The sequence below is a fragment of the Companilactobacillus musae genome (assembly GCF_003967595.1).
Lineage (GTDB): Bacteria > Bacillota > Bacilli > Lactobacillales > Lactobacillaceae > Companilactobacillus > Companilactobacillus musae.
In genome coordinates this window covers 36,241-61,272 of the sequence record NZ_BIFW01000012.1, presented here as the reverse complement: position 1 = coordinate 61,272, position 25,032 = coordinate 36,241, and the positions used below count along the sequence as shown (strand labels likewise).

The 25,032-nt window shown below is 34.2% G+C and carries 16 protein-coding genes; 13 read left to right on the top strand and 3 right to left on the bottom strand.

Going from position 1 to position 25,032, the window contains the following annotated elements; translation table 11 throughout:
* Positions 1-361 precede the first annotated feature (361 nt).
* Positions 362-2,764 (top strand): phosphoenolpyruvate synthase, encoded by a 2,403-nt coding sequence (ppsA, locus tag LAB100_RS11105; protein ID WP_119327435.1) that lies wholly within the window; start codon positions 362-364, stop codon positions 2,762-2,764.
* Between the two features lie 112 nt (positions 2,765-2,876).
* Positions 2,877-3,437, top strand: a complete 561-nt coding sequence (locus tag LAB100_RS11100) for a hypothetical protein (protein WP_119327436.1) — start codon at positions 2,877-2,879, stop codon at positions 3,435-3,437.
* Between the two features lie 387 nt (positions 3,438-3,824).
* Here the strand turns inward: LAB100_RS11100 and LAB100_RS11095 are convergent, their stop codons facing one another.
* The gene (locus LAB100_RS11095) at positions 3,825-6,323 is read right to left on the bottom strand and encodes a DUF11 domain-containing protein (RefSeq protein WP_119327437.1); all 2,499 of its coding nucleotides are present in this window, start codon (positions 6,321-6,323) and stop codon (positions 3,825-3,827) included.
* A 178-nt stretch (positions 6,324-6,501) separates the two neighbouring features.
* Here LAB100_RS11095 and LAB100_RS11090 point away from each other — a divergent pair, with 178 nt between their 5' ends.
* The 6 genes from LAB100_RS11090 (at position 6,502) to LAB100_RS11065 (ending at position 15,309) form a co-directional block, all read left to right on the top strand.
* The gene (locus LAB100_RS11090; protein WP_162894270.1) at positions 6,502-7,317 is read left to right on the top strand and encodes a MerR family transcriptional regulator; all 816 of its coding nucleotides are present in this window, start codon (positions 6,502-6,504) and stop codon (positions 7,315-7,317) included.
* Positions 7,318-7,376: 59 nt separating this feature from the next.
* A complete protein-coding gene (locus LAB100_RS11085) occupies positions 7,377-8,072 on the top strand; it encodes a DUF554 domain-containing protein (protein ID WP_119327439.1) in 696 nt (231 codons plus the stop codon).
* Positions 8,073-8,193: 121 nt separating this feature from the next.
* Complete coding sequence (locus tag LAB100_RS11080; protein ID WP_119327440.1) at positions 8,194-9,147, top strand: restriction endonuclease; 954 nt, start codon at positions 8,194-8,196, stop codon at positions 9,145-9,147.
* Positions 9,148-9,366: 219 nt separating this feature from the next.
* Complete coding sequence (locus LAB100_RS11075; RefSeq protein ID WP_119327441.1) at positions 9,367-12,441, top strand: type I restriction endonuclease subunit R; 3,075 nt, start codon at positions 9,367-9,369, stop codon at positions 12,439-12,441.
* Positions 12,442-12,449: 8 nt separating this feature from the next.
* A complete protein-coding gene (locus LAB100_RS11070) occupies positions 12,450-14,099 on the top strand; it encodes a type I restriction-modification system subunit M (protein ID WP_119327442.1) in 1,650 nt (549 codons plus the stop codon).
* Positions 14,092-15,309 carry a restriction endonuclease subunit S gene (locus LAB100_RS11065; RefSeq protein WP_119327443.1) on the top strand — a complete coding sequence of 406 codons (1,218 nt, stop codon included), beginning with the start codon at positions 14,092-14,094 and terminating at the stop codon, positions 15,307-15,309. Before LAB100_RS11070 ends, LAB100_RS11065 begins: the two co-directional genes overlap by 8 nt.
* Before the next feature lie 49 nt (positions 15,310-15,358).
* On the opposite strand, the gene LAB100_RS11060 is transcribed toward LAB100_RS11065, so the two are convergent.
* Positions 15,359-16,285: a site-specific integrase gene (locus LAB100_RS11060; protein WP_119327444.1), complete on the bottom strand. Its 927-nt coding sequence runs from the start codon at positions 16,283-16,285 to the stop codon at positions 15,359-15,361.
* A gap of 89 nt (positions 16,286-16,374) precedes the next feature.
* Entirely contained in the window at positions 16,375-17,556 is a 1,182-nt protein-coding gene (locus tag LAB100_RS11725; RefSeq protein ID WP_249037598.1) for a restriction endonuclease subunit S, read from the bottom strand.
* Positions 17,557-17,785: 229 nt separating this feature from the next.
* Here LAB100_RS11725 and LAB100_RS11050 point away from each other — a divergent pair, with 229 nt between their 5' ends.
* The 5 genes from LAB100_RS11050 to ruvB are packed head-to-tail and all read left to right on the top strand — an operon-like array spanning position 17,786 to position 24,819.
* The gene (locus LAB100_RS11050) at positions 17,786-18,589 is read left to right on the top strand and encodes a TIGR00282 family metallophosphoesterase (RefSeq protein ID WP_119327445.1); all 804 of its coding nucleotides are present in this window, start codon (positions 17,786-17,788) and stop codon (positions 18,587-18,589) included.
* 13 nt (positions 18,590-18,602) lie between these two features.
* Entirely contained in the window at positions 18,603-21,230 is a 2,628-nt protein-coding gene (gene mutS / locus LAB100_RS11045; RefSeq protein WP_119327446.1) for a DNA mismatch repair protein MutS, read from the top strand.
* A gap of 15 nt (positions 21,231-21,245) precedes the next feature.
* Positions 21,246-23,165, top strand: a complete 1,920-nt coding sequence (mutL, locus tag LAB100_RS11040) for a DNA mismatch repair endonuclease MutL (protein ID WP_119327447.1) — start codon at positions 21,246-21,248, stop codon at positions 23,163-23,165.
* A 2-nt stretch (positions 23,166-23,167) separates the two neighbouring features.
* A complete protein-coding gene (gene ruvA / locus LAB100_RS11035; RefSeq protein ID WP_119327448.1) occupies positions 23,168-23,758 on the top strand; it encodes a Holliday junction branch migration protein RuvA in 591 nt (196 codons plus the stop codon).
* A 32-nt stretch (positions 23,759-23,790) separates the two neighbouring features.
* The gene (ruvB, locus tag LAB100_RS11030; RefSeq protein ID WP_371851222.1) at positions 23,791-24,819 is read left to right on the top strand and encodes a Holliday junction branch migration DNA helicase RuvB; all 1,029 of its coding nucleotides are present in this window, start codon (positions 23,791-23,793) and stop codon (positions 24,817-24,819) included.
* Positions 24,820-25,032: the final 213 nt, after the last annotated feature.

Sequence of the window (25,032 nt, the reverse complement as noted above, 5' to 3'; positions counted from 1 at the left end):
TACTTTTGAAAAGCAAAAATGAGTAATTCCGATTCCGTCGAATCAGAATTACTCATTAAGGTTAGTCTGTTTTGTTGGTTTATATATATAATGTGAATACTTGAACTTTATAAAAATGAAAATATCGAATTTTATAATACTATTATTTGTTAAATAATAGGTCCGATAACCTTTGGTAATAAGGCAATCTTTAGAAGATGTCCTTTTTTATAGATCAATTATTTATTAATAAAAAGTTTATAAATGTGTTTACTATTTGTGAAGAATTGAACTATAATATGGCTGTAAAGTAATCGCTTTCAATCAAAGCGGCTTTAGTTCCTAGAATGAATTTAAACTGCAATTACAAGGAGGTATTATTATGAGTAGTCGTGATACTGCAAATGTTCTATGGTTTGATGAATTGCATCGTAAGGATGTTAATTTAGTAGGTGGCAAGTCTTCATCGTTGGGAGAGATGACTTCGTCAATGGATGTACCAGTACCATATGGTTTTGCAACAACCGCACGCGCATATCAATACTTTATGAGTCAAACAGGTTTAAACGACAAAGTAAATGAGTTACTTGAGGGAATAAAGGATTACGAAAATTCAGACGAGCTTCACAAAACTTGTGAGGAAATCCGTAATTTGATTGTTGGAGCTACAATGCCAAGCGATTTGGCTGAAGATATTAAGAAAGCATACGCGGATCTATCTGAAAAGATGGGACAAGATGATCCATTCGTAGCTATTAGATCTTCTGCAACAGCTGAAGATTTGCCAAATGCATCATTTGCTGGTCAACAAGAATCATACTTGAATATTAAAGGTGCTGATGATGTTGTTAACCGAGTACAGCAATGTTATTCATCACTATTTACCGATCGTGCAACGTACTATCGTCATAAGCAACACTTCCCACATGAAAAAGTTGCTTTGTCAGCCGCTGTTCAAATGATGGTCTTTTCAAAAGCTTCAGGTATTATGTTCTCAGTTAATGTTGCTAATGGTGACGAGTCCAAAATCGTGATTGATGCAATTTATGGTTTAGGCGAGTATATCGTTTTGGGAAAGGTTACACCGGATCATTTTGTTATCGACAAACAATCAATGAAGATTGTTGAAAAGAATATTATTAAGAAATCAATTCAATTAGTTAGACTTCCCGATGGAGGAACAAAAGAAGAACCTGTACCAGAAGAATTGCAGGATAAACAAGCATTGACCGATAGCCAAGTTATTGAATTGGCTGGATATGTTAAAGAAATTGAACGTCACTACGGATGTTACATGGATATGGAATATGCCTTGGATGCCAATACTAACCGTCTCTGGATTGTTCAGGCTCGTCCAGAAACCGTTTGGTCACAAAGAAAGAAGAAGGCTAAAGGCGAAGATGTAGGGGATGAGAACGTGGTTGATGAATCTGATGCTAAAGTTGTTGTTCGTGGATTGCCAGCTAGTCCAGGTTTAGCTAGTGGTGTGGTTCATGTTATCGATGATCCTAAAGACATTGATCAATTTAAGGAAGGCGAGATTCTTGTTACCTTGATGACATCACCTGATTGGGTTCCAGCTATGAAGAAAGCTGCTGCTATTGTAACTAACAATGGTGGTATGACCTGTCACGCAGCTATTGTATCTCGTGAAATGCAGATTCCATGTATCGTTGGTACAAAGAGTAAGCAAGTAGCCGCAACTGATGTTTTGAAGACTGGTGACGTGGTAACTGTTGATGCTACAAACGGTATTGTTTACATGGGTAAAGTTGACAGTCTTCTTAAGAAAGACAAACCAGCTGCACAAGGTGGACAAGTAGTAGCCGCTGAAACATTTGCTCCAACAGCTACTGGCGTTATGATGAACCTCGGTGATCCTGATTTGGCTGACAAGTACTCATCATTGCCAGCTGATGGTATTGGACTAATGCGTGAAGAGTTCTTATGGACAACCTTTATTCACGAACATCCACTATATTTGATTGAACAAGGACACCCAGAAAAAGTCGTTGATATGTTAGCTGACGGAATTTCTAAAGTTGCTCGTGCTATGGCTCCACGTCCGGTAGTATTACGTCTATCAGACTTCAAGTCTAGTGAGTACAGAAAACTTAAGGGTGGAGAGAAATATGAGCCACATGAACCAGCAGATTTATTAGGCTGGAGAGGTGCTTCACGTTATTACGATCCTAAGTATATTGAAGCCTTCAAACTAGAATTGGCTGCAGTTAAGAAAGTTCGTAATGAATTTGGTTTGAAGAATTTGAATGTTATGATTCCATTTGTCAGAACTGTTGATGAAGCTAAAAAAGTTACTGATATCATGAGAAATGAAGGCTTGGTACGTAACGCCGACTTCAAGGTTTACATGATGGCTGAAATTCCAACTAATATCATTTTGGCCGATCAATTCAATCAATATGTTGATGGTTACTCAATTGGATCAAACGATTTAGCTATGTTGATCCTTGGCTGTGATCGTAATAATGATACTGTCGCTCATCTATTTGACGAGCGTAATCTAGCCGTTAAACGTGCTATCCGTCATTTGATCAAGACAGCACATAAAGATGGCAGAACAGTTTCAATTTGTGGACAAGCTCCTTCCGAATATCCAGAGTTTACAAATTACTTGATTCAATGCGGTATTGATTACGTTTCAGTTAACCCAGATATGGTTAAACAAACAAAACGTAATGTTGCACACTTTGAACAACGTATCATGTTGGACAAAGCAACAGGACGTGGTTTACAAGACCCAACAGATTATGATTGGGAATAGAATAAAAATAGGAAAACTAGTGTGGTAATTTGCCACACTAGTTTTTTTTGTGTCTTTGTGAATACAAAAAGTATAGAATTGAGTATTAGTAAACGAAGAAGAGAGAATTAGAATGGAAAGTATTGATTTTGGTCGAAAGATCAATTATGTACCAATGACTGTTAGTTTAATAATTGGATTGTTAGTTGGTATTTTAGTATTTGTTTTTAGTAAACAAGCATTATTAGCGGTTATTTTAGGTATCGCTGGTTTAGTAGTAGTTGCATTATTATTCGCACGTTCAATGACAGATTTTTATGGCTATTGGAAAGTGACTGATAAGGGAATCGAAAGTTATAATTATCAAAATTTTAGTGTAAGATTTCAGTCGGCACTTTTACCATTTAGTGAAGATCCTTTGAAAATTAAATTTCAAGATATTAAAGGATTGACCGTAATAGTTGGTAAAGATATGAACGCTCCAGCTAATATTTTGGGTGGTTCATTTTCAGCACCTAAGAAGATTATGTTTCATTTGCCAACTCCATATTATTTAGAATTGAAGTTGAAAGATGGTCGGGAAATCAACTTGGATCTATCAGCCGATTGGGATGATAGTGAGACTATTGAGTATGTTTTGGCAGTTATTTGTGATCAAGCTGGAATTGGTGCAGAAATAGTTAAACAATCTTAAAATTTGCCGTCCTCCGCAACAAAGAAAATTGGGCTGAAACGTAGTGGGCACGACTTGGAGCCTCTTGGCTTCGCCAACAATCTTCAAGCTCGGCCTTCTACTAACCTTGCTACGCAAGCTAAGTAGAATTTCACTACTGAGCCCATTTTCTTTGTTGCTCCGGACTAATGTATTAGTTCATTGATAAATTTATATTTAATATTATATAAAAGTACATATTTATATAATGAAATGAATTTTCTTTTATTCAAATATTAAATATTACTTTTTACTAAATTGATATAATACTAATTTATTGTAAATAAATAGGTGTGGTGACTATCGTTTGAGATAATAGTCACCACACCTATTTTGTTGTTTAAGAATAGAGTGATATCTTATTAATTACTACATTGTGTCTGAAATTGACCAAGTGATTTTACCAGTATATTTACCAGCCTTAGCAGACCCGGGAACACGCAATTTCCATTTATTTGAACCAATATACTTGGTTAAATCAAAATCGGTATATGAGCCACTAAACCCTTCACTTTTAATAGGGATTGGTTCAGCAGAAAGAGGTTTCCAAATATTAGAATTATTATCATCAGTTTGGTTGAAAAGTAATGACTCACCATTATCCTGAATTAGTTTAGTACCATTAGATGCAAGAGCATTTTCGCCATTGTTATTATAACTAACACTCACTTGGAATGGAGTGTCATCAGGGTGATCTACAGCTAGATTTCCAGTAGTACTGATACTAGGAATAATACGATCTATTCCAGATGTATTTACATTACCAAAATCAATTGTTTCTGGATATTTAGTAATAGCCATTGTAACTGGCGCTGCTTCAATTTCAACAACGGCAGGTACTTCGGTATCAATATTGCTAATGGATTGACCAGCACTAGTGGATACATTTTGAAGATGCGCAGTATTGGAAGCAGTTGATGTACTTATACCGGTAACTGTTGCTTTAAAGCTGATTACATTATCATAATTGTTAGCTAATGCTCCAGTAGAGAAGTTCAAACTGCCTTTAGGAATGTTATTTAAAGTTACGCTATTGGAAACTAATTCCAGACCTGAAGGTAGAGAATCAGTAAAATTAGCTCCAGTTAAACTACTATTTCCATTACTAGTGAAATCTATTTTATATTCAATAGTATCACCTTTTTGAGCGGTTACTTTATCGGAGAAAGCGCCATTAGGATTGGTAGTATTATTTCTAACTTGTTTAGTGAAACGGTATTTAAAACTTGGAGTTTGAACAGGTATGTCAACACTATCACTATAAGTTTTACTTTCACTATGATTAGTTCCAGTCCCCTGATTAGTTCCGGTAAATGATGCAGTATTGGTTAGGTTACCATTCGTTAGATTGTAGGGAGCTTGATTATTGATTGTGGCGTTGAAAGTATAGATTGCGGTTTGTCCCCCAGAACTGATTGTTTGATTTGGAGAGAAGTCAATTGAGTTTCCGTTTACCATACTATTGTTTACCGAGTTAGGATCAATCGTTAATCCAGTTGGTAATTGGTCAAGGACCTTAGTTATCTTCCAAGAAGAATCATAACCGTCATCTTTTACACTCAATTTAAATGCTAATTTATCACCGACCCTATTTATTCCATCAGTTGAAGTTAGATTAGTATAAGATTTCTTAACTACCGGAATTGCGTAGTGTTGGATTGTGGCACCAATTTTGGAAACGTATTTTTGAACTTGACCGGCACCTAGTTTAGTTTCTGGCCATCTCAATGTATAGGCGGTATCTTGTTTCCCATTGCTATCAACGATATTGTAATTTGCACCCGCATTAGTCTTGCCAACCAGTAAATTAGAATCGGCTGCGGCATTAGTGTCACCATTTTGTGATGCAGTAGGATTACTTGCCCATGGAAGTTTTGGATCAGTGATATCACCAGCACTACTATATTGCTTACCTTTAATCCCCCAGTTTGTTGGGTTAGTTAAAACTCTACCCATAAAGTCTTTAAAACCACCGTCTACATCGTTAGTAATAAAAAGTTTTGATGCAGGATCATAGTCCGCTCCACTAAGAAGGTATAGACCTTGACCTCCACCTATAGCAAACATAGGGACGTTATCAACCGAATCATCATTATTGCGATTGTTTAATCCAGTATCTTCACCATAAAATGTTTGAAATGATACATCACTTGTACCTGGGTTATATACGTACAGTTCACGTTGGACAATTGGAGAACCAGTAGGTGATGGTCTTAGAACAATTTCAACGTATACATGATTTGGTGTATAGTATCCAACTAGTTTATAAACTGGTTTTTTATTTAAATCATGACCGACGTAGAAAAGTCTATTAGTTTTTGAAGAAGAATCAATAACGTCTAATTTATTGAGGACATTCATGTCCGAATAAAAATAAGAATCTCGGTTATTAGTCAATAGTGCATAATCAATTGACGTATTAGATGCTGTTTCAGGAGTCCCACCGATGTATGAATTTTCTCCTTGATGCAAAATACCATAATACGAGCCATTATAATTTAGAAAAACGTTTATTTTACCATTATTTATTATTGGAGCTGAATTTACAGTACCCGTACCACTAACTTTAGTAATAGTGGTGTCACCACTAACAACTTTACCTGATGAGTTACGAGCTGATCCGAAGGTGTATCCTAAGGAGATACCACCACCAATAGGAATTTTTCCAATTTGATTGGATGGAGAATTGTTTTGAAGTGTCCAATCACTGATACCATCATATTTTTGCATAACTTTTGCTGCAGCTTCAACGTTGGCCTGAGAAACTACAGCTTTGACATTAGTAGTAAAATTACTAAAAGCTAGGAACATTATTAATGTGGAGAATAATGTGAAAATTATTTTTGATGTGACCCTCTTATTTCTCATTTCTACCCCCTGGAAATGTTTGTATAGTATTTTAAGTACATTTGATAAATATATATATAAATTTGTATAAAGCTAACCGCTTTCAGTTTATACCTAAATAATTATAATAATATTTCATTTATTAATGGATTTTTTTTCACAGATTGAATCAAGCCATATGAATAAAGAGGACAGAGCTATGAATCGATTTTTCACTATTGGACAATTGTCTAAACTTTTTAATATAAAAATACCCACACTCCGTTATTACGATGAGGTGGGTATTTTGAAGCCGGAAAAAGTAAACCATAGGACAAATTACCGTTATTATTCAACACAACAATTTGAACGATTAAATGTAATTTCATATTTACGAGCATTGGATATGCCTATTGAAATGATCAAAGACTTTTTTGAAGCTCGTGATATAGTCAAATTAGAAGAAATGTTAAAGGAACAAAAGATTCAAATTCAGAATCAGATTAAAACACTAGAAAAGATTGATCATCGTATCGATGCCCGGATCAGTCAAGTTGAAGACGCTACTAATAGTGGGTTGGATAAGATTGAAATTGTAAATCTTCCTGAAGTGGCGGTGATTTATTTAGATGAAAATTATCGTTTAAATGATGATATAGAACTTCCAATCACAGCTCTACGAAAAGAATTTGGGATGGAGAAGAATATTTTCTTAGGAAAAATTGCCTTGATGCTTTCTCAGGATAAATTAATCAGTGGAATTTTTGATAATTACGATGGTTTGTTACTGATTATGGAACCTGGAGATGATGGGGTAGCATCAAATAAATTAAAGTCTGGAAGATATATACGGTTGAGGTTTCACGGAACACACAACGTTGCAATTGATCAATACCAAAAACTACTGTCTTATTGTCAAAAACACAATTTTGAAATCAATGGTCCTGCAATTGAAACGGCATTGATCGATTATGGAATCACCGATGATCTATCAAAGTATGTAACTGAAATAAGAATTCCTATTAAAAATGATTGACCCTCCAGTCACTAGAGAGTTTATAATTTAAAATTAACAACTTATTTAGGGGGAATCTTATGATAGGAACAATTTTTAATGTCGGAATGATTTTGATAGGGAGCTTTGTTGGTAGTTATTTTAAAAAGGGAATCAAGCCAGCATATAATGAGATCCTGACACAGGCTTTGGGATTGGTAGCAATGATGGTTGGTATCAATGCTGTGGTGCAACATATGCCAAAAAGCCACTATCCAGTCCTGTTTATTGTCAGTTTGGCAATTGGAGGATTGATTGGACAGTGGCTGGATTTGGAAAAACATTTTAATAACTTGGTTAATAAATTTTCTAAACCTAATCCTGATGGTGGCAGTAATTTGGCTGAAGGATTAGCAACGGCAGTCTTGTTGTACTGTATTGGATCATTGTCGATTTTAGGACCAATTCAGGCAGCTTTGAATAAGGATTATACTTTCTTGTTCACCAATGGGATGTTGGATGGTATTACTTCGATTGTTTTAGCATCAACTTTTGGTATTGGAATGGCTTTAGCTGCCGTGGCAGTTTTGTGCTGGCAAGGTAGTATTTATTTGATTGCCATGTTGTTACAGAATTCGATTAATAACAATATGATCACTGAATTGACGATTGTTGGAGGAATTTTGATTTTAGCTTCAGGGTTGGGATTATTGAATATTAAAAAGATTAAAGTGTTGAATCTATTGCCTTCTTTGGTGATTCCGATTGTGGTTATTGGGGTTATGCAGTTGTTTTAGAAAAAATAAAAGAAGGCTTTCCTGGAAAGGAGAGTTTTTTTATTTTTTTGAATTTATATATTTTTTGAATTTATATATAATATAATATATAAATTCAAAAAGATGTGTTGGTGAGTAATATATGGATTATAGGGATTTAAAGTTGAGCGAAAAAAGTGGGTTGCCGACCTGGGATTCATTGATGCCTGTCGTTTTGGAGTATTTGAGTGATAAAGATGAAGTTTTAAAAAAGAAAATAGATTTTGATGTAGCAAATTTATTAAATTTACCAGATAAATTGAGAAGTAAGGCTTCTGATAAGTATCCTGATGATATTTTGATTGAAGGTAGAGTGGGATGGGCTGTTAGTGATTTGTTTATTGGTGGAGCATTGGAACGTCCTGCCAGAGGTGTCTATAGAATAGCTGATTTAGGAAAAAGGTTATTGGATTTAGATGCAAGTGAAATAACTGTTGAAAAGGTTCATTCTTTACCGGCTTATAAGGCTCATAAGAAAGAATTAGCAGAACGAGAAAAACGGGCTGCTAATGGGGAAATTGAAAAAAACTACTCAAAGGAAAGAAATAGCATCATAGATGAATTATCAGAAAAAACAACTAGTTATAATAATGAAATAGCTACCAATCTTTTGAGAATATTACAGGAATCTAATCCCGGTTTCTTTGAACACTTAGTGGTTAGACTTTTAATAAAAATGGGTTATAAGGGTCCAAATGGTTCTTCGCAAATAACTCAGAGAACTAATGATGGTGGAATTGATGGCATAATTAATCAAGATCCATTGGGAACAAGTACAGTTTATATTCAGGCGAAAAGATATAAGGATGATAATGTCGTTCAAAGACCAGCAATTGATGGTTTCTTTGGAGCTTTGTCGCGGGTTCACGCTGATCGTGGTGTGTTTATTACTACTTCACATTTTTCTAGTAGTGCTATTTCTACTGCAAAGAATTTTTCAATTGTTTTAATTGATGGGATTCAGTTAACTAATTTGATGCTTCAATATCAGGTTGGTGTACAGGTTAAGAAACATTTGGATCTATTTGAAATTGATGAGGATTTTTTTGAGGATTAACTAACTATACAAAAAAGTCAGGCAAAATGTCTGGCTTTTTTGTATACATTCATCTGAATACCTTTGTGAATGTATTATTTTTCTAAAAATCTCAAAAATGAATTAAATTTTAATTAGTTATTTCGTAATTTAGGAGCTTATTTTTGATAAGATAAAGTTGAATATGTAAAAAATTTACAATCGCAATTAAATCTTTACATTTCGCTTAGGGGGAATCGAATTGTGATAAAAACTAATGAGTTAGATTTTGAAGATGAATTAATCGGACATTTGATTAATTTAGGTGGAACAAAACAATGGAGTTATCTTCCTAATATTAAAACAACTGAAGATTTGTGGTCTAATTTCAAAAAAATCGTTGAGCAACATAATCAAGATCGTTTGGACGCACCACTGACTAAATCAGAATTTCAACAAATAAAGGTCATTATTGGTCAATTAGAAACTCCATATCAAGCTGGACAATTTTTGTATGGTATGAATGGAATTTCTCAAGTTGAAGTGGATTTGGACAATGGTAAGCACGTATATCTTAGAATATTTGATCAGGATAATATTGGCGCCGGGGATACAATTTATCAGATAGTTAATCAAATTGAACGACCAGCAGTTATTCCTGGTCGAAAAAATAGACGGTTTGATACAACTCTGTTAATTAATGGGCTGCCGATTTTACAGATTGAAGAAAAGGCCGATGGACACGATGCTAAAGAAGCCTTAAATCAGATGCATCAATATATTGATGAACGTCAATATACAGATATCTTTTCAACTTTACAAATATTGGTTGCCATCACACCGCATGATAGTAGATATATGGCAAATACTACTACAGACAAATTTAATACTGATTTTGCTTTTCGCTGGCAAAAAGCTGATGATAATAAACCAGTCTTTGATTGGAAAGAATTTTCCAATTATATGCTGTCAATTCCAATGGCACACCAAATGGCTACTAACTATATGATTTTGGATGGAACTCCAAAACATCAAATGATTAAAGCCATGAGACCATATCAAGTTTATGCCACACAACGTGTTATTAGAAAAATACGTGAACATGATTTTAGTATTGGTAAACAAGGAATAGGTTATGTTTGGCATACGACTGGCTCGGGTAAAACAATCAGTTCATTTAAGGCTGCTTGGTTAGCTTCACGTTTACCAAACGTTGATAAAGTTGTTTTCTTAGTTGATAGGATTGCTTTAACTAATCAAACTGTTGATGAATATAAAGCTTATGATCCAGAAAATACTGATGAAAGTAATGGAGGAGTTGTAACTGATACAGCTAATCGTTGGGTTTTATCTAAGAAATTATCCAAAAAAGGTAATGGAATTATCGTTACTTCTACTCAAAAAATGGATTCGATGGTTCAAAGTAGTAACTTCAAACCCATTGATAAAAATATTGTTTTCATTGTTGATGAGGCTCATCGTTCAACCTCAGGAGATATGCTGAAACGAATTAAAGATGGATTTCCAAGATCAGCTTGGATTGGTTATACAGGAACTCCGGTTTTTGAAGAACACCCAACAACTCAAGAAGTTTTTGGTGATTTGATTCATGCTTATACGATTAGGGATGCTATTGCTGACGGAAATGTTTTAGGCTTCAAAGTTGATTTTGAAACAACTCTGTCAGATTCAGTTTTACGTGACCAATATTTACCTGAATATTTTAAGGGGCGTTATCCGGGAATATCAGATGAAGATATTGAAACACGTATCGACAATATGACTGATGCAGACATGGACGATACGGTTGAGCCATCAGTTTATGATAGTAATCCTAAGCATATTAAGTTAGTTGTTGATGACATTATTAAAAATTGGAGTAAGCGATCAAGACAAGGTAAGTATAATGCCATATTAACGACTCACGTTGGTGGCGGTAAGGCTTCAACACCTATGGCAATGATGTATTATCGTGAATTTAAAAAACGTAATTCTGGTTTGAAAGTGGGAATTACTTTCAGCCAAACTACGTCGAATAGTGACAATCAATTAGATAATAATAAAGATTTACGGGAAGCAATGACTGATTATAACGAAGAGTTCGGTACAAGTTTTGGCGATCAAGATGTTAAAGATTACACCGCTCAAGTAGTTTCTAGATTAAATCGAACAATTGATGATGGAAAATATTTTGATATTGTAATCGTTGTTGATCAACTACTAACTGGGTTCAATGCTCCTCAGATGAATACACTGTATGTTGATCGTACTCTGCATGGTTCTGCATTGATTCAAGCCTATTCTAGAACTAATCGTGTTTATGACATGCAGACAAAGCCCTTTGGGAGAATAGTTAACTATCGCTGGCCACATCAAACTGAGAAGTTAATGAAAGAGGCTCTAGCATTATATGCAAATAGAGATTCGGCTAATTTTCAAATAGAACTTCCTGGTAAGGTAGATGTGATTGCCAAACCTTATGAAAAAGTTAAATCAGAATTAAAAGAAGTTACTACACAGTTGAATGATTTTTCTGATGGCTTTACAAGAATTCCTCAAGATGACAATCGCATTGAAGAAATGTATTCAGCTTTACGTAAATATAATCACTTGATGGCTATGGCTAAACAAGATGATAAATACGATGATAAGAATCCTGATATTCTTTTGAATGAATTGGGAATGAATACAGATACCGAAGAAGTATTGACAACAACATTAAGTAATCAATTGAAAAAAGAGGTTGCTAGGATTCACCGTGTTGATATATCACAAATTGATCTTCAAATGGAACATGTTAAGGCTATTCGAGTAAATTATGATTACTTGGAAGAATTAATTGCTAACTTGATGAATCAATATCATGACAATGATTTGGAAAACGCTAATAAAACAGCTAAAGAAATTAAATCAATTTCTGATAAAGTCGACAATCGTAAGTATGCTGAACAGATTAATCAATTTACTGACGATATTTTAAATGGCAATGTTAAGTATTCTGATACATATCCCGTAAAACAAAATGAAATCAAAAAATTAATTTCAGGCCATAATGACATGCGTTTACGAAATGATATTTTCGATTACAAAAAGAGTTGGGGATTGACTGACATTGAAGCATCTCAAGACATTAATAAGTTGATTTCAGATCATATAAAAGATGCCGATGATTTAAATATCGATGGGGCTTTAGATGAAATAGTTAAAGAAGCTTGTGTTGTTTATCGAATGGATGCTGAATCTGAAGAAGTTAAGAAATTATCGAAAATTAAATACCGTACCCACTTGAGAAGAAGTTTTAAGAAATTTGCAGATCAAATGGTTGATAAATATTAGGAGAAATTATGAGTAAAGCACAAGAAATAACTAGTCAAATTTGGGAAATGGCAAACCGTTTGAGAAGTAATATGGATGCCAGTGAGTATCGTAATTATATTTTAGGATTCATGTTTTATCGTTATTTGTCAGAACATCAAGAACTACGAATGGTCCAAAATGATTTGATTGATGTTGAAGAAGGACAAAGTGTTAATGATGCTTATATCGAACAAGCCAGTGGTAATGATTTAAATGACTATTTAGAAGAGCTGGCTGATTCATTAGGTTACGCTATTGCTCCACAATATACATGGCAAACAATTGTAGATAAAGTAAATGATAATTCAATTGCACCATCTGACTTTCAAGATATGTTAGATAGCTTTAATCATAACGTTGATTTGAATAAAAATGCCAAACAAGATTTCCACGGTGTATTTGCAGATATGAATTTAGGTAATTCACGATTAGGGCAGACAACCGCTGCTAGAGCAAAAGCTTTAGTTGAGATCGTTAATCTGGTCGATGAAGTTCAATACAAAGATGAAGATGGACATGATATTTTAGGTGACATTTATGAATATCTAATTGCTCAATTTGCTGGTAATTCTGGTAAAAAGGCTGGAGAGTTCTATACACCTCATCAAGTTTCAGAAGTCTTAGCTAAGTTAGTGACGATTGATTTAAATCCAAAAGAAGATAAGCCAAGTGTTTATGATTTTGCTTGTGGTTCTGGTTCGTTGTTACTAACTGTTCAAGAACAAATTAAGAATCGTAGTTTGTTTTACTATGGACAAGAATTGAATACGACCACTTATAACCTGGCTCGTATGAATTTGATGATGCATGATGTTTCATACATGAATATGGATTTACGTAATGCTGATACTTTGGAAAGCGATTGGCCCGATGGTGTTGATTCTGCTGGTATTGATCATCCTCGTAGCTTTGATATGGTTGTAGCAAATCCCCCATACTCAGCTCATTGGAATAATGAAGATAATAAAATGAAAGACCCACGTTTTAAAGAATATGGTGGTTTAGCACCAAAGACTAAAGCAGATTATGCCTTCTTGCTTCATGGTTTATATCATTTAGGTAATGAGGGTACTATGGCAATAGTTTTGCCACATGGTGTTTTGTTCCGTGGTGCTAAAGAAGAAAAAATTCGTAAAGCACTACTAAATAAGAATCAAATTGACGCTGTAATTGGGCTGCCAGCTGGACTATTTTATTCAACTGGGATACCAACATTAGTAATGGTATTGAAGAAGAATAAGACTAATAAAGATGTTATGTTTATTGACGCAAGTAATAATTTTAAAAAAGGTAAGAATCAAAATATTCTTCGTGATGATGACATTAACAAGATAATTAATACATATAAAGAACGTAAAGATGTTGATAAGTATGCTCACATTGCTCCAATGAGTGAAATTGAAGAAAATGACTTCAATTTAAATATTCCACGTTATGTTGATACTTTTGAACCTGAACCAGAAATTGACTTGGGTGAAGTTACTAAAGAAATTCGAGAAAATAACAAAAAAATTATGGAAAATAAAAATGAGTTGCTTTCAATGATGAAAGAACTCACTTCTTCTGATGAAAAGACTCAGAATGATCTTGATGATTTTATCTCTATGTTGAGTGACGAGGTGAATAATCATGGATAAGAAAATGGTGCCTGAGGTTCGATTTAAAGGCTTTACTGATGATTGGGAACAACTACCGCTTTCCAAGATTAGTAATAGCTTCAGTTACGGTTTAAATGTTAGTTCTAAAAAATATGATGGTAAAAATAAATATATTAGAATTACCGACATCGATGATAACAGCCACAAATTAGTTGAAAAAAACTTAACATCACCAAATACAAACTTAGAAGATATAAGCGATTATCAATTAAAAGAAAATGATCTGTTATTTGCACGTACTGGTGCAAGTGTCGGAAAATCATACTTGTATGATAATGCTGATGGTAAAGCCTTTTTTGCTGGTTTTTTAATAAGGATGGAAATTAATGGTGAATTTGACAAAAACTTTGTGTTTCAAAATACTTTAACGGATAAATATCAACAATTTATTAAAATTACTTCTCAAAGATCAGGACAACCTGGAATAAATGCCAAAGAATATGCTAGTTTTAAAATAATTATTCCTAAATCTTTTAATGAACAAAGATTAATTGGTAAATTATATTTTCATCTAGATAATCTAATTACTCTACAACAATCTCAAATTGATTATTTTCTTAAATTAAGGAAAGGACTAATACAACGAATTTTTCCTAGCAATAAGGCATCTAATCCGAAAATACGCTATACTGATTTCAACAATAATTGGGAACAACGTAAGTTAAAGGAAGTTACTAAAGAAATAAGCAATAAATCTAGCGAGGGTGAATTATTATCAGTAACTATCAATGATGGGATTGTTAAAAATTCATCATTAGAAAGAAAAAATAACTCTAGTAAAAATAAGTCAAAATATAAAAAAGTAGAGATTGGTGATATTGCATACAATTCTATGAGAATGTGGCAAGGAGCAAGTGGGGTGTCTAAATATTCCGGTATAGTAAGTCCTGCATACACAGTTTTTAAAGTAAAAAAGAATGTATTGAACAATATATTCTTGGGATATTCAATAAAAACGCCTGAAATGACTTGGAAATTTAGAATTAATTCTCAAGGTTTAACTTCGGATACTTGGAATTTAAAATATCCATTATTTTCTGAAATAAATATTCAAATTCCATCCTTAAAAGAACAAAATTATTTAGTAAATCTTTTAGAGAGCATTGATAAAGTAATTTGTTCTCAAACCAAGCATCTTAAAACATTAAAATTGTTAAAAAAATATTTTCTACAAAAGCTATTCATGTAGCAAAAAAACAAACATAACAATTTATATGTTGCCATGTTTGTTTTTTTTGCTACATTAGCTGAGCCATTTGTCGCATTATTTTTTCTCCATCTTGTGTTTCTAATTCTTGAATAATATGAAGATAAGTATCTTGAGTAGTAGTCATATTAGAATGTCCAAGTCTTCTCGCAACACTGGCAATTGAAACGCCAGCAAACAAGAGAATCGAAGCGTGAGTATGTCTGAGTCCATGAACAGTTATGACGGGGACTTGAGCACGCTTACATAGAACCGTTAGGCGATTGTTTACGGTCGAATTAAAGACACGTTGTTTAACGAAAATCGGTTCATCTTCAGGTAAATCCTTTACTAATTGTGAAAATTGCATAGCAATCTGCCAATCAAGTTGAACTTTTCTATTTGACGAAAAATTTTTTGTTGGTTGAAAACCACCCGTTGTTGCTCGATAATTCCAAGTTTTGTTGACACTTAATAACTGCTTGGTAAAGTCAAAATCTTTTGGAGTAATTGCCAATGCTTCCGCAAATCTCAATCCAGTTTTAGCCACTAGTAAAATATACCAATCCCAATTTAATTCTGTTCCTAAATCAAGTTTCCTAATTAGTTGTTGTAACTCATATTGATTTAAAAATTTTGGCTTTTTATTACCTGGTTTTTTACCTTTAATAACAATTTTTCGAGTAGGATTCTGCTTGATTAATCCTTCGTCTAAAGCATCTATAATTGCACTTTTTACTTGATGGTGGAAATCTTGGGTTGTTTGTTTCTCATGTTCTAAAGCATAGTCATTGATTAATTTCTGATAGGTTCGACGATTCAAATCATTTAATTTTAATTCTGGAGCCAGTTTAGTGATCCATTTTAGACACATATAGTATTTATCTAAAGTTATTGATCTAATAGCATTAACTTTGTACAATTCAATCCATTCTTCATAATACTTATAAAATAATTGTGATGATTTAGTTCTGGGCATAGAAAAAACCTCCGAATAATTTATATGGTATTAAATTTAGATACCAGTATTTATTATCCAGAAGTTTAAAATTATAGCATTTAGTTTTGCTAAATAAATAAATTTTGTAGTAGATACTTCTTTAAGAGCTTTTGTTTATTAATTTTGTTCTGATATAAAATAATAATCCAATCCAACTTTTTGAACAATAATCCCATTTCATTTTGTTCATTTAAACTGGGTACATAGGTTTCTATATTTGAAAAATCTTTTTTATTTACAATTTGCATTGTTCCAGAAGCCGCAATGTATTTCATCTTTTTCGACCATTGTGATGATTGTGTTAAAAGAAAATATGAATTGTTTTTTGATGAAGGTGTTAAAGAGTTAATTTGTTGATTGAAGCTAGCATCTTCTGTAATTAATGTATTTTTACCAATACTAGCTATACATGTTACTAAAACAGATCCTCTTTTTGCAATTCTAGCTTTAGATTGGCCTAATTTAGAAAGTTTTTTGGATGTATTGGAAATTAATAGAGAATCAATATCAGTTGGTGTTACCCACATCATTCCATTATTACTATAATTATTTTCGTCTGAAGTTGAAGGAGTATTTCCCGTTTGTATATCTCCTAGCTCCTTAAGCTTAAACTGCTTCCAATCATCATGGAAATCAGCAAATCTTACTTTAGGTACCTTTTCCCCATCTTTAGGGAATAGTTTCTGCAATAATCCTTTCTTGAGTTTCTTATATAAGTCTAACTGCCGTTGTTGTAGAGTAATAATTACATCTATTGTGCTTAATAATTCTCCGATACTTCTTTGTTCTTCAGAACTAGGTACCAAAATTGCTTGTTTATAAAAATCATTAACAACCAATTCATTCATCATTGTTCCTAATTTTGTACTTCTAACTAGAACTTTTTGCATAATTCTTTCATTATGTATGTAGTATTTCCAATAATTAATATTCTGATGATATATAGGTCTCAATGTTGTAAACCTTGGAGACATTATGCCATCGCCTACGTCATTTAGAACAAATCTTCCAAATGAAAATTCTTTATTTTTATGACCTTCAAATGCAATATCGCCTATTCGTAGTACCTTATAGTTAGACAAAGAGGATTCTTTGGCACCATTCCCTGATCTGTTAAACTTCATTGAGGAAATGGAGATTGTTTTATCTTCTTTGAACTGATTTTTATTTTTTTCAATATTCTTTTTATACAAGTCACCTAAATAACGTTGTTCCCAAGTTTTAGTACAAAAAGTAGTTATAAAAATCAATAAATTTGATTATTTATTTGGAGCAACAAACGTTAATTACAATAAATACAATTATATTTAAAATAAAAGATTCTATTTGAAGCTATTATTAAGTAGAAAATAAAATTTGCTTCTGAATATAAAAAGAAGTTTTTAAGTGTTAAAATATACGACCAGACGTTCGTCTGGTCTTTTTAATTCTCGTCAAAATTGATACAATATCATAGGTAAAGATTGGGGATAAAATATAATGAAAATACTCTTCGTAGGAGATGTCGTAGGTTCTGTCGGCATTAAGGCGATTGAAACATATCTACCTGAAATCAAAAAGAAGGTCAAACCACAATTAACCATTGTTAATGGCGAGAATGCTGCTGGTGGTAAAGGGACCAAAGAACCTGATTATCAAAAGATCACTCGTGCTGGAGCTGACGTTGTTACGGGGGGAAATCATACTTGGGATAAACGTGAAATTTTAGATTTTATTGACGATCCTAAGAAAAATATTTTGCGCCCATATAATTTTTCTGGAAAAAATGTTCCAGGACGTGGATATCTTGAAATTAAAGTAAATACTAAAAAAGTTTATGTTATTAACATGATGGGAACAGCTTTGATGCAGCCTTTAGATAACCCATTTATTGCTGCTGACAAGTTGATTTCATCAATGGATGAAGACGCTGTTAAGTTTGTCGATTTCCATGCCGAAACAACCAGTGAAAAAATTGCTTTTGCTAATTATATGGTTGGTCGTGTATCAGCAGTTGTTGGAACTCATACGCATGTCCAAACAAATGATGCACAGGTTATCAACAAGCAGACAGCTTTGTTAACTGATGTTGGGATGACTGGTTCGTACGATGGTATTCTTGGTGACAAGAAGGAACCAATTATCAACCGTTTCTTAACCCAACGTCCAAATAAATTCGATGTCGATGAAGATGGTCGGATGCAAATTAATTTCTGTGTTGTTGAGATCAATGATAAAACGAACTATGCACGTAGCATCAAGAATTACGTTATTACACCAAACAATCAAAATTTCTTAAACTAAGTGGAGGGAACTTATGCCACAAAAAACTAAAGAAACACCAATGATGGAGCAATATCTGGAGTATAAGAAACAATATCCAGATGCTTTTTTGTTATACCGGGTTGGTGATTTCTATGAAATGTTCTATGACGATGCAGTTAAGGGATCACAAATTTTAGAGTTGACTTTAACTTCACGAAATAAAAAAGCTGATGAAGGTATTCCAATGTGTGGAGTACCGCATCATGCTATTGAGGGTTATATTGATACACTTGTGGATAAAGGCTACAAAGTAGCTGTCTGTGATCAATTAGAGAATCCAGCTGACGCTCAAGGTAAAATGGTTAGACGTGGTGTTACTCGAGTGGTTACGCCCGGCACGATCATGGATAAGTCTGATCAAGCAAAAGAAAACAACTATATTACAGCAATCACCGCTCAAAAGAATATCTTTGGGCTTGCCTATGCCGACTTATCAACAGGTGAAGTTAAAGTAACAACTGTCGATAGTCAATTAGATTTAACTAATGAGTTACAGAACTTAGATACTAAGGAAACTGTTGTTTCTGGAAGTTTTCCACAAAAGTATCTCGATCGATTGCGCAAATATGGCATTTTGATTTCCAAATTGGATGAATTAGACGACAATTACAGCTTCGATTTCTCACAGATTAGTTCAAACATGGAAGTATCCACTGTTAAGTTGTTGATAAGTTATTTGATCAAGACGCAGATGCGTTCATTGGATCATTTAAAACCAGCTCAATCATATGAAACTTCTTCCTACCTTTTAATGGATCATTCGGCTCAAAGTAATTTGGAGTTGTTCAAAAATATCCGTACTAATAAGAAGTCAGGAACGCTACTATGGCTCTTAGATGAAACTAAAACAGCGATGGGTAGCCGTTTGTTAAAGCAATGGTTAGCTCGTCCATTGATCAGTGTTGAGAAATTAAAGCAACGTCAGCATTTCGTGCAAGTCTTTTTAGACAATTATTTCCAAAGATCATCATTCCAAGATTATTTAACTAAAGTATATGATTTGGAACGATTAGCTGGTCGAGTTGCGTACGGAACTGTCAATGGACGTGATTTGATTCAATTGAAAACATCTTTGGAACAAGTTCCTGAGATTAAATCAATTCTTTTAGACATTGGTGACGATGAATTAACAACCTATGTGGAAAAGATTGATGAAGTAGCCGATATTCGTGAGCTGATCGACAAAGCTATTGTTGAAGAAGCTCCTATTTCAATTACCGGCGGTGGTTTAATCAAGGAAGGTTATAACGACCAATTGGACAAATATCTTGATGCCTCTAAGAATGGTAAGCAATGGTTGGCAACTTTGAAGGCTAAGGAACAAGAATTGACTGGTATCAATAATTTGAAGATTGGTTATAACAAGGTCTTTGGATATTATATTGAAGTTAGTCGTGCTAATATCGACAAGGTTCCAGAAGATCGCTATCAGAGAAAACAGACTTTAGTTAATGCTGAAAGATACATTACGCCAGAATTGAAAGATAAAGAAAGTTTGATTTTGGAAGCTGAAGAGAAGTCTAAGAGTTTGGAATATCACTTGTTTGACGAGATCAGAAAGAAAATCAAAGATCAAATCAGACGGATTCAATCATTGGCTAATATCTTATCCAGACTGGATGTTCTTCAAAGTTTTGCGGTCGTCAGTGAAGAGTATCATTATGTGGCACCTGAGTTTGTGGATAAGCATGAATTGCAGATCACCAATGGTCGACACCCGGTTGTGGAAAAGGTGTTAAGTAATAATAGTTATATTCCTAATGATGTTAGATTTGATGATAAAACGGATATTTTGTTGATTACTGGTCCTAATATGTCTGGTAAGAGTACTTATATGCGTCAGATGGCATTGACTGTTATCATGGCTCAAATTGGTTGTTTTGTACCAGCTGATGGTGCTAAACTTCCTATTTTCGATCACATCTTCACTCGTATTGGTGCTGCCGATGATTTGATCTCTGGTGACAGTACTTTCATGGTTGAAATGCGTGAAGCCAATGATGCTTTGAAGAACGCAACTCCTAACAGTTTGATCATCTTTGATGAAATTGGTCGAGGAACTGCCACTTATGACGGGATGGCTCTGGCACAGGCGATTATCGAATATATCGACAAACATGTTAAAGCTATGACTCTTTTCTCAACTCACTATCATGAATTGACTGAGTTAGAGAGTCAGTTACCAGGATTAAGAAATGTTCATGTTGATGCATCAGAAGAAAACGGTGATTTAGTATTCTTACATAAAGTTTTGCCAGGACCAGCGGATAAATCTTATGGTATTCATGTTGCTAAATTAGCGGGATTACCAAATGATGTTTTACAACGTGCAAGTAAGATTTTGAGCAGTTTAGAAGAAACTTCGGTTCATACAACAACTTCTGAAAGCATACATGAACCAGTTGCTACAGAATCTATTCCTGAAGTGGCAGTGAAAGCTGAACCGGAAGAAGACGATGAACAACAATTGTCGCTATTCCCAGAAGTTACGAAAAAGACTACGAAGTTGTCTAATAAAGAAACTCAAGTTATTAAAGAGATTGGTGATCAAGATTTAATGGGAATCACGCCAATCGAGGCAATTAATTTACTTTATAAATGGCAAAAGAAATTGAAATAAAAGAAGGTGGAAAAAGTGGGTATTATTCATGAACTACCAGTTGAATTAAGTAACCAGATTGCGGCTGGGGAAGTTATTGAACGCCCAGCATCAGTCGTTAAAGAGCTGGTGGAAAATTCCATCGATGCCAAAGCAACACAAGTTTTAATTACAGTTAAGCAATCAGGTATCAAGTCAATCGAAGTTAATGATAATGGTAAGGGGATTTCAGCTGATGATGTTGAGGTCGCCTTTTTACCGCATACGACTAGCAAGATTTTAACCGATCATGATTTGTTCAATGTGAAAACACTTGGTTTTCGAGGTGAGGCGTTAGCTAGTATCGCTTCTGTTTCTAAGCTTACCGTGGTATCTAGTACTGATGGTAAGTCGGCAACTCGGGCAAAATTCTCTGGTAATGAATTAGTTAAAAAGGAAACTTTTGCTCGTTCTAGGGGAACTACAATGACGGTTGAAGATTTGTTCTTCAATACGCCAGCTCGCCTAAAGTATGTTAAATCATTACATACGGAATTAAATAAGATCGTTGATATTGTTGATCGGCTGGCCATGGGACATCCTGATATTTCTTTTCGACTGATTCATGAAGGCAAGGATTTAATTTGGACTTCCGGTAATGATAACTTACAACAGACAATTGCCGGTATTTATGGACGGACGATTGCTAGTCATATGTTAGATTTTGAAAATTCTGATCCTGATTATGAGATTAAGGGTTACTTTTCAAAACCTGATACCACTCGTTCCAATCGCTCCTATATTTCTTTAATCCTCAATGGTCGTTATATCAGGAACTTCCAATTAACTAATGCGGTCATTCGAGGTTATGGCTCTAAGTTAATGGTGGCACGTTTTCCAATTGCGGTGATTGATATTACGATGGACCCTAGTCTAGTTGATATTAATGTTCATCCTACTAAGCAAGAAGTACGGTTATCCAATGAAGGACATATCGGCGATTTGATTAGTGATGGTATTAGACAACGTTTATCTAATCAAAATTTGATTCCAGATGCGGTAAAGAATTTAGGCAAAAAATCAATAACTCCTAAGGTTGATACGTATAAGCCTGAACAGATTAGTTTCGATGATTTAGAAACAATTGATAAAATCAGTGAACCATTGTCAACCGCAACAGCAGAACCCGGTCCAGAGTATCAAGAACCGGAAATAGATCAGCGAGTTGAAACTCCAATGACAGGGATGCCAATTTTTAAAGATCTCAAACATTTACATGCTTGGGATCAACGCTTGGAACAGGAAGTATCTGAAAAGGTCAATGTAATTGATAGCAAGGGAAATGAAGAACAGCCAACTAAGGAATCGGATTTTCCAGACTTACGTTATATAGGTCAAATTCACGGAACTTATTTAGTAGCTGAAAGCCAGGATGGTTTTTACTTAATAGATCAACATGCCGCTCAAGAACGTGTTAATTATGAATATTATCGTAAAGAGATTGGTAAAGTTTCAAATGATCAACAAAAACTACTAGTGCCAATTGTGTTAGATTACCCTAATTCGGAAAGTATCTTGATTAAAGAAAAAAAACCGATTCTTGAAAGTATTGGTCTGTATCTGGAAGATTTTGGACAAAATAGTTTTGTAGTCAATACGCATCCTACTTGGTTTGTTCCCGGACAAGAAGAATCTACTATTAAGGAAATGGTTGACTATGTTTTGAATGATTCTAAAATCAGTGTTGCAAGTTTTCGTGAAAAAAACGCCATTATGATGAGCTGTAAAAGGGCTATCAAAGCTAACCATCATATTGACGACCGCGAGGCTGTACAGTTGCTTCATAATTTAACCAAAGCTGAGAATCCATATAACTGTCCTCATGGACGTCCTGTCTTGGTAGAATTCAGTAATAAAGATCTCGAAAAAATGTTTAAGAGAATCCAAGATCCACATGATACAAGAGAGAGTGAATAATTATGTATGAATATTTAAAAGGTTTGATAGCAACAGTTACCCCTTCATATATCGTGGTGGATGTTCAAGGTGTCGGCTATAAAGTTCAAGTTGCTAACCCTTACCGTTATGAAGAAAATCAAGAAGCAAGAGTTTACGTTGAACAGATTGTCCGTGATAATGAACAATCACTTTATGGATTTTATGATTTGAATGAGAAAAATATTTTTCTACATTTAATTAGCGTTTCTGGAATCGGTCCTAAGAGTGCTTTAGCTATATTGGCAGGTCAAGATTTACAAGGCTTGATTCATGCTATTGAAAATGATGACGTTAAGTTTTTAACTAAGTTTCCTAAAATTGGTAAGAAAACTGCTCAACAAATTATCTTGGATCTGTCAGGTAAGTTTACAGCCGAAGGTCAGATGACTTTAGGTGAAGCACCTGTTCAATTTAGCAGTGGGAATCAAGAATTAGAAGATGGATTGGCCGCTTTAGAATCATTGGGTTATTCAGCTAAAGAAATTAGTAAAGTTAAGTCACAGCTTGAAAAGGAAAATCTCAAGAGTGCTGATGAATACCTACGTACCGGTTTGAAATTATTAAGTAAATAAAACTAATTAATATATGGAAGGGAGTGTCAAAAATCGAAAATAACGAGAATGATAGTGAACGTTTAACAGATGCTGATTCAATTGACAATATTGAAGATATCGTTGAACAAACATTGCGCCCCCAAAGTTTTGATCAATACTTAGGACAAGAAAAAGCAAAAAAAGAATTAGATGTCTACATTAAAGCCGCTAAACAGCGTCAGCAAACTTTAGATCATGTGTTACTTTATGGTCCTCCCGGGCTAGGTAAAACTACTTTGGCGATGATTATCGCTAATGAAATGGGTGTCAATATCCATACGACTACCGGACCTTCAATTGAAAAATCAGGCGATTTAGTTGCTGTTTTAGATGAATTGGAACCAGGTGACGTGTTATTCATTGATGAAATTCATCGTATGCCCAGAGCTGTTGAAGAAGTATTGTATTCAGCTATGGAAGATTTCTATATTGATATCATTGTTGGACAAGGTAGTGAGTCACGCTCATTGCATCATCAACTAGTACCTTATACTTTGATTGGTGCAACCACAGCGGCCGGAAAACTTTCTGCTCCTTTAAGAGATCGGTTTGGAATTGTCGAGAGAATGGAGTACTATACCATAGATGAATTATCTAAGATTGTTTTCCGTTCAGCCAATGTCTTAAATATTAATGTTGATGAAGAAGGTGCCCACGAGATTGCACGAAGATCACGAGGAACGCCAAGAATTGCAAACCGTTTATTAAAACGAGTTCGTGATTTTGCTCAAGTAGCTAATAAAGATACGATTGATTACGACATGGCAGAATCAGCTTTGAACCAATTACAAGTTGATGATGCAGGTTTAGATCATATTGATAGACGAATATTGGAAATGATTATTGAGCTATATAATGGAGGTCCAGTGGGGCTAAAAGTTATAGCCGCCAATATTGGTGAAGAACAAGAAACAATTGAAGAAGTTTATGAACCATATCTTATGCAAATGGGATTCTTGAAGAGAACTGCTAAGGGTCGTGTTGTAACAAGAAAAGGTTATGAACACATGGGGATGCCATATCCTGACCAAAACGAGTAAAGCAATTTACTCGTTTTAGTGTCTAAAGGATTTCGTCGTCCGCAAAATCTCTGTGGATATAAGTTAAGCGTTCTATGATTGCTAGTTAAAATAACAATGAATAGTAATAAGAATCTTCTGATTCTTTATGGATAGATAGTATTTATAAATATTATATTGTTATATTATGAATCGTGATAATATACTTTTTAGTTAATCGTAGAAATAGAAAGT

Bases quoted from the DNA above. Each gene is read 5' to 3' on its own strand.
- ppsA (WP_119327435.1), top strand. From the start codon at position 362: ATGAGTAGTCGTGATACTGCAAATGTTCTATGGTTTGATGAATTGCAT.
- LAB100_RS11100 (WP_119327436.1), top strand. From the start codon at position 2,877: ATGGAAAGTATTGATTTTGGTCGAAAGATCAATTATGTACCAATGACT.
- LAB100_RS11095 (WP_119327437.1), bottom strand. From the start codon at position 6,323: ATGAGAAATAAGAGGGTCACATCAAAAATAATTTTCACATTATTCTCC.
- LAB100_RS11090 (WP_162894270.1), top strand. From the start codon at position 6,502: ATGAATCGATTTTTCACTATTGGACAATTGTCTAAACTTTTTAATATA.
- LAB100_RS11085 (WP_119327439.1), top strand. From the start codon at position 7,377: ATGATAGGAACAATTTTTAATGTCGGAATGATTTTGATAGGGAGCTTT.
- LAB100_RS11080 (WP_119327440.1), top strand. From the start codon at position 8,194: ATGGATTATAGGGATTTAAAGTTGAGCGAAAAAAGTGGGTTGCCGACC.
- LAB100_RS11070 (WP_119327442.1), top strand. From the start codon at position 12,450: ATGAGTAAAGCACAAGAAATAACTAGTCAAATTTGGGAAATGGCAAAC.
- LAB100_RS11065 (WP_119327443.1), top strand. From the start codon at position 14,092: ATGGATAAGAAAATGGTGCCTGAGGTTCGATTTAAAGGCTTTACTGAT.
- LAB100_RS11060 (WP_119327444.1), bottom strand. From the start codon at position 16,285: ATGCCCAGAACTAAATCATCACAATTATTTTATAAGTATTATGAAGAA.
- LAB100_RS11050 (WP_119327445.1), top strand. From the start codon at position 17,786: ATGAAAATACTCTTCGTAGGAGATGTCGTAGGTTCTGTCGGCATTAAG.
- mutS (WP_119327446.1), top strand. From the start codon at position 18,603: ATGCCACAAAAAACTAAAGAAACACCAATGATGGAGCAATATCTGGAG.
- ruvA (WP_119327448.1), top strand. From the start codon at position 23,168: ATGTATGAATATTTAAAAGGTTTGATAGCAACAGTTACCCCTTCATAT.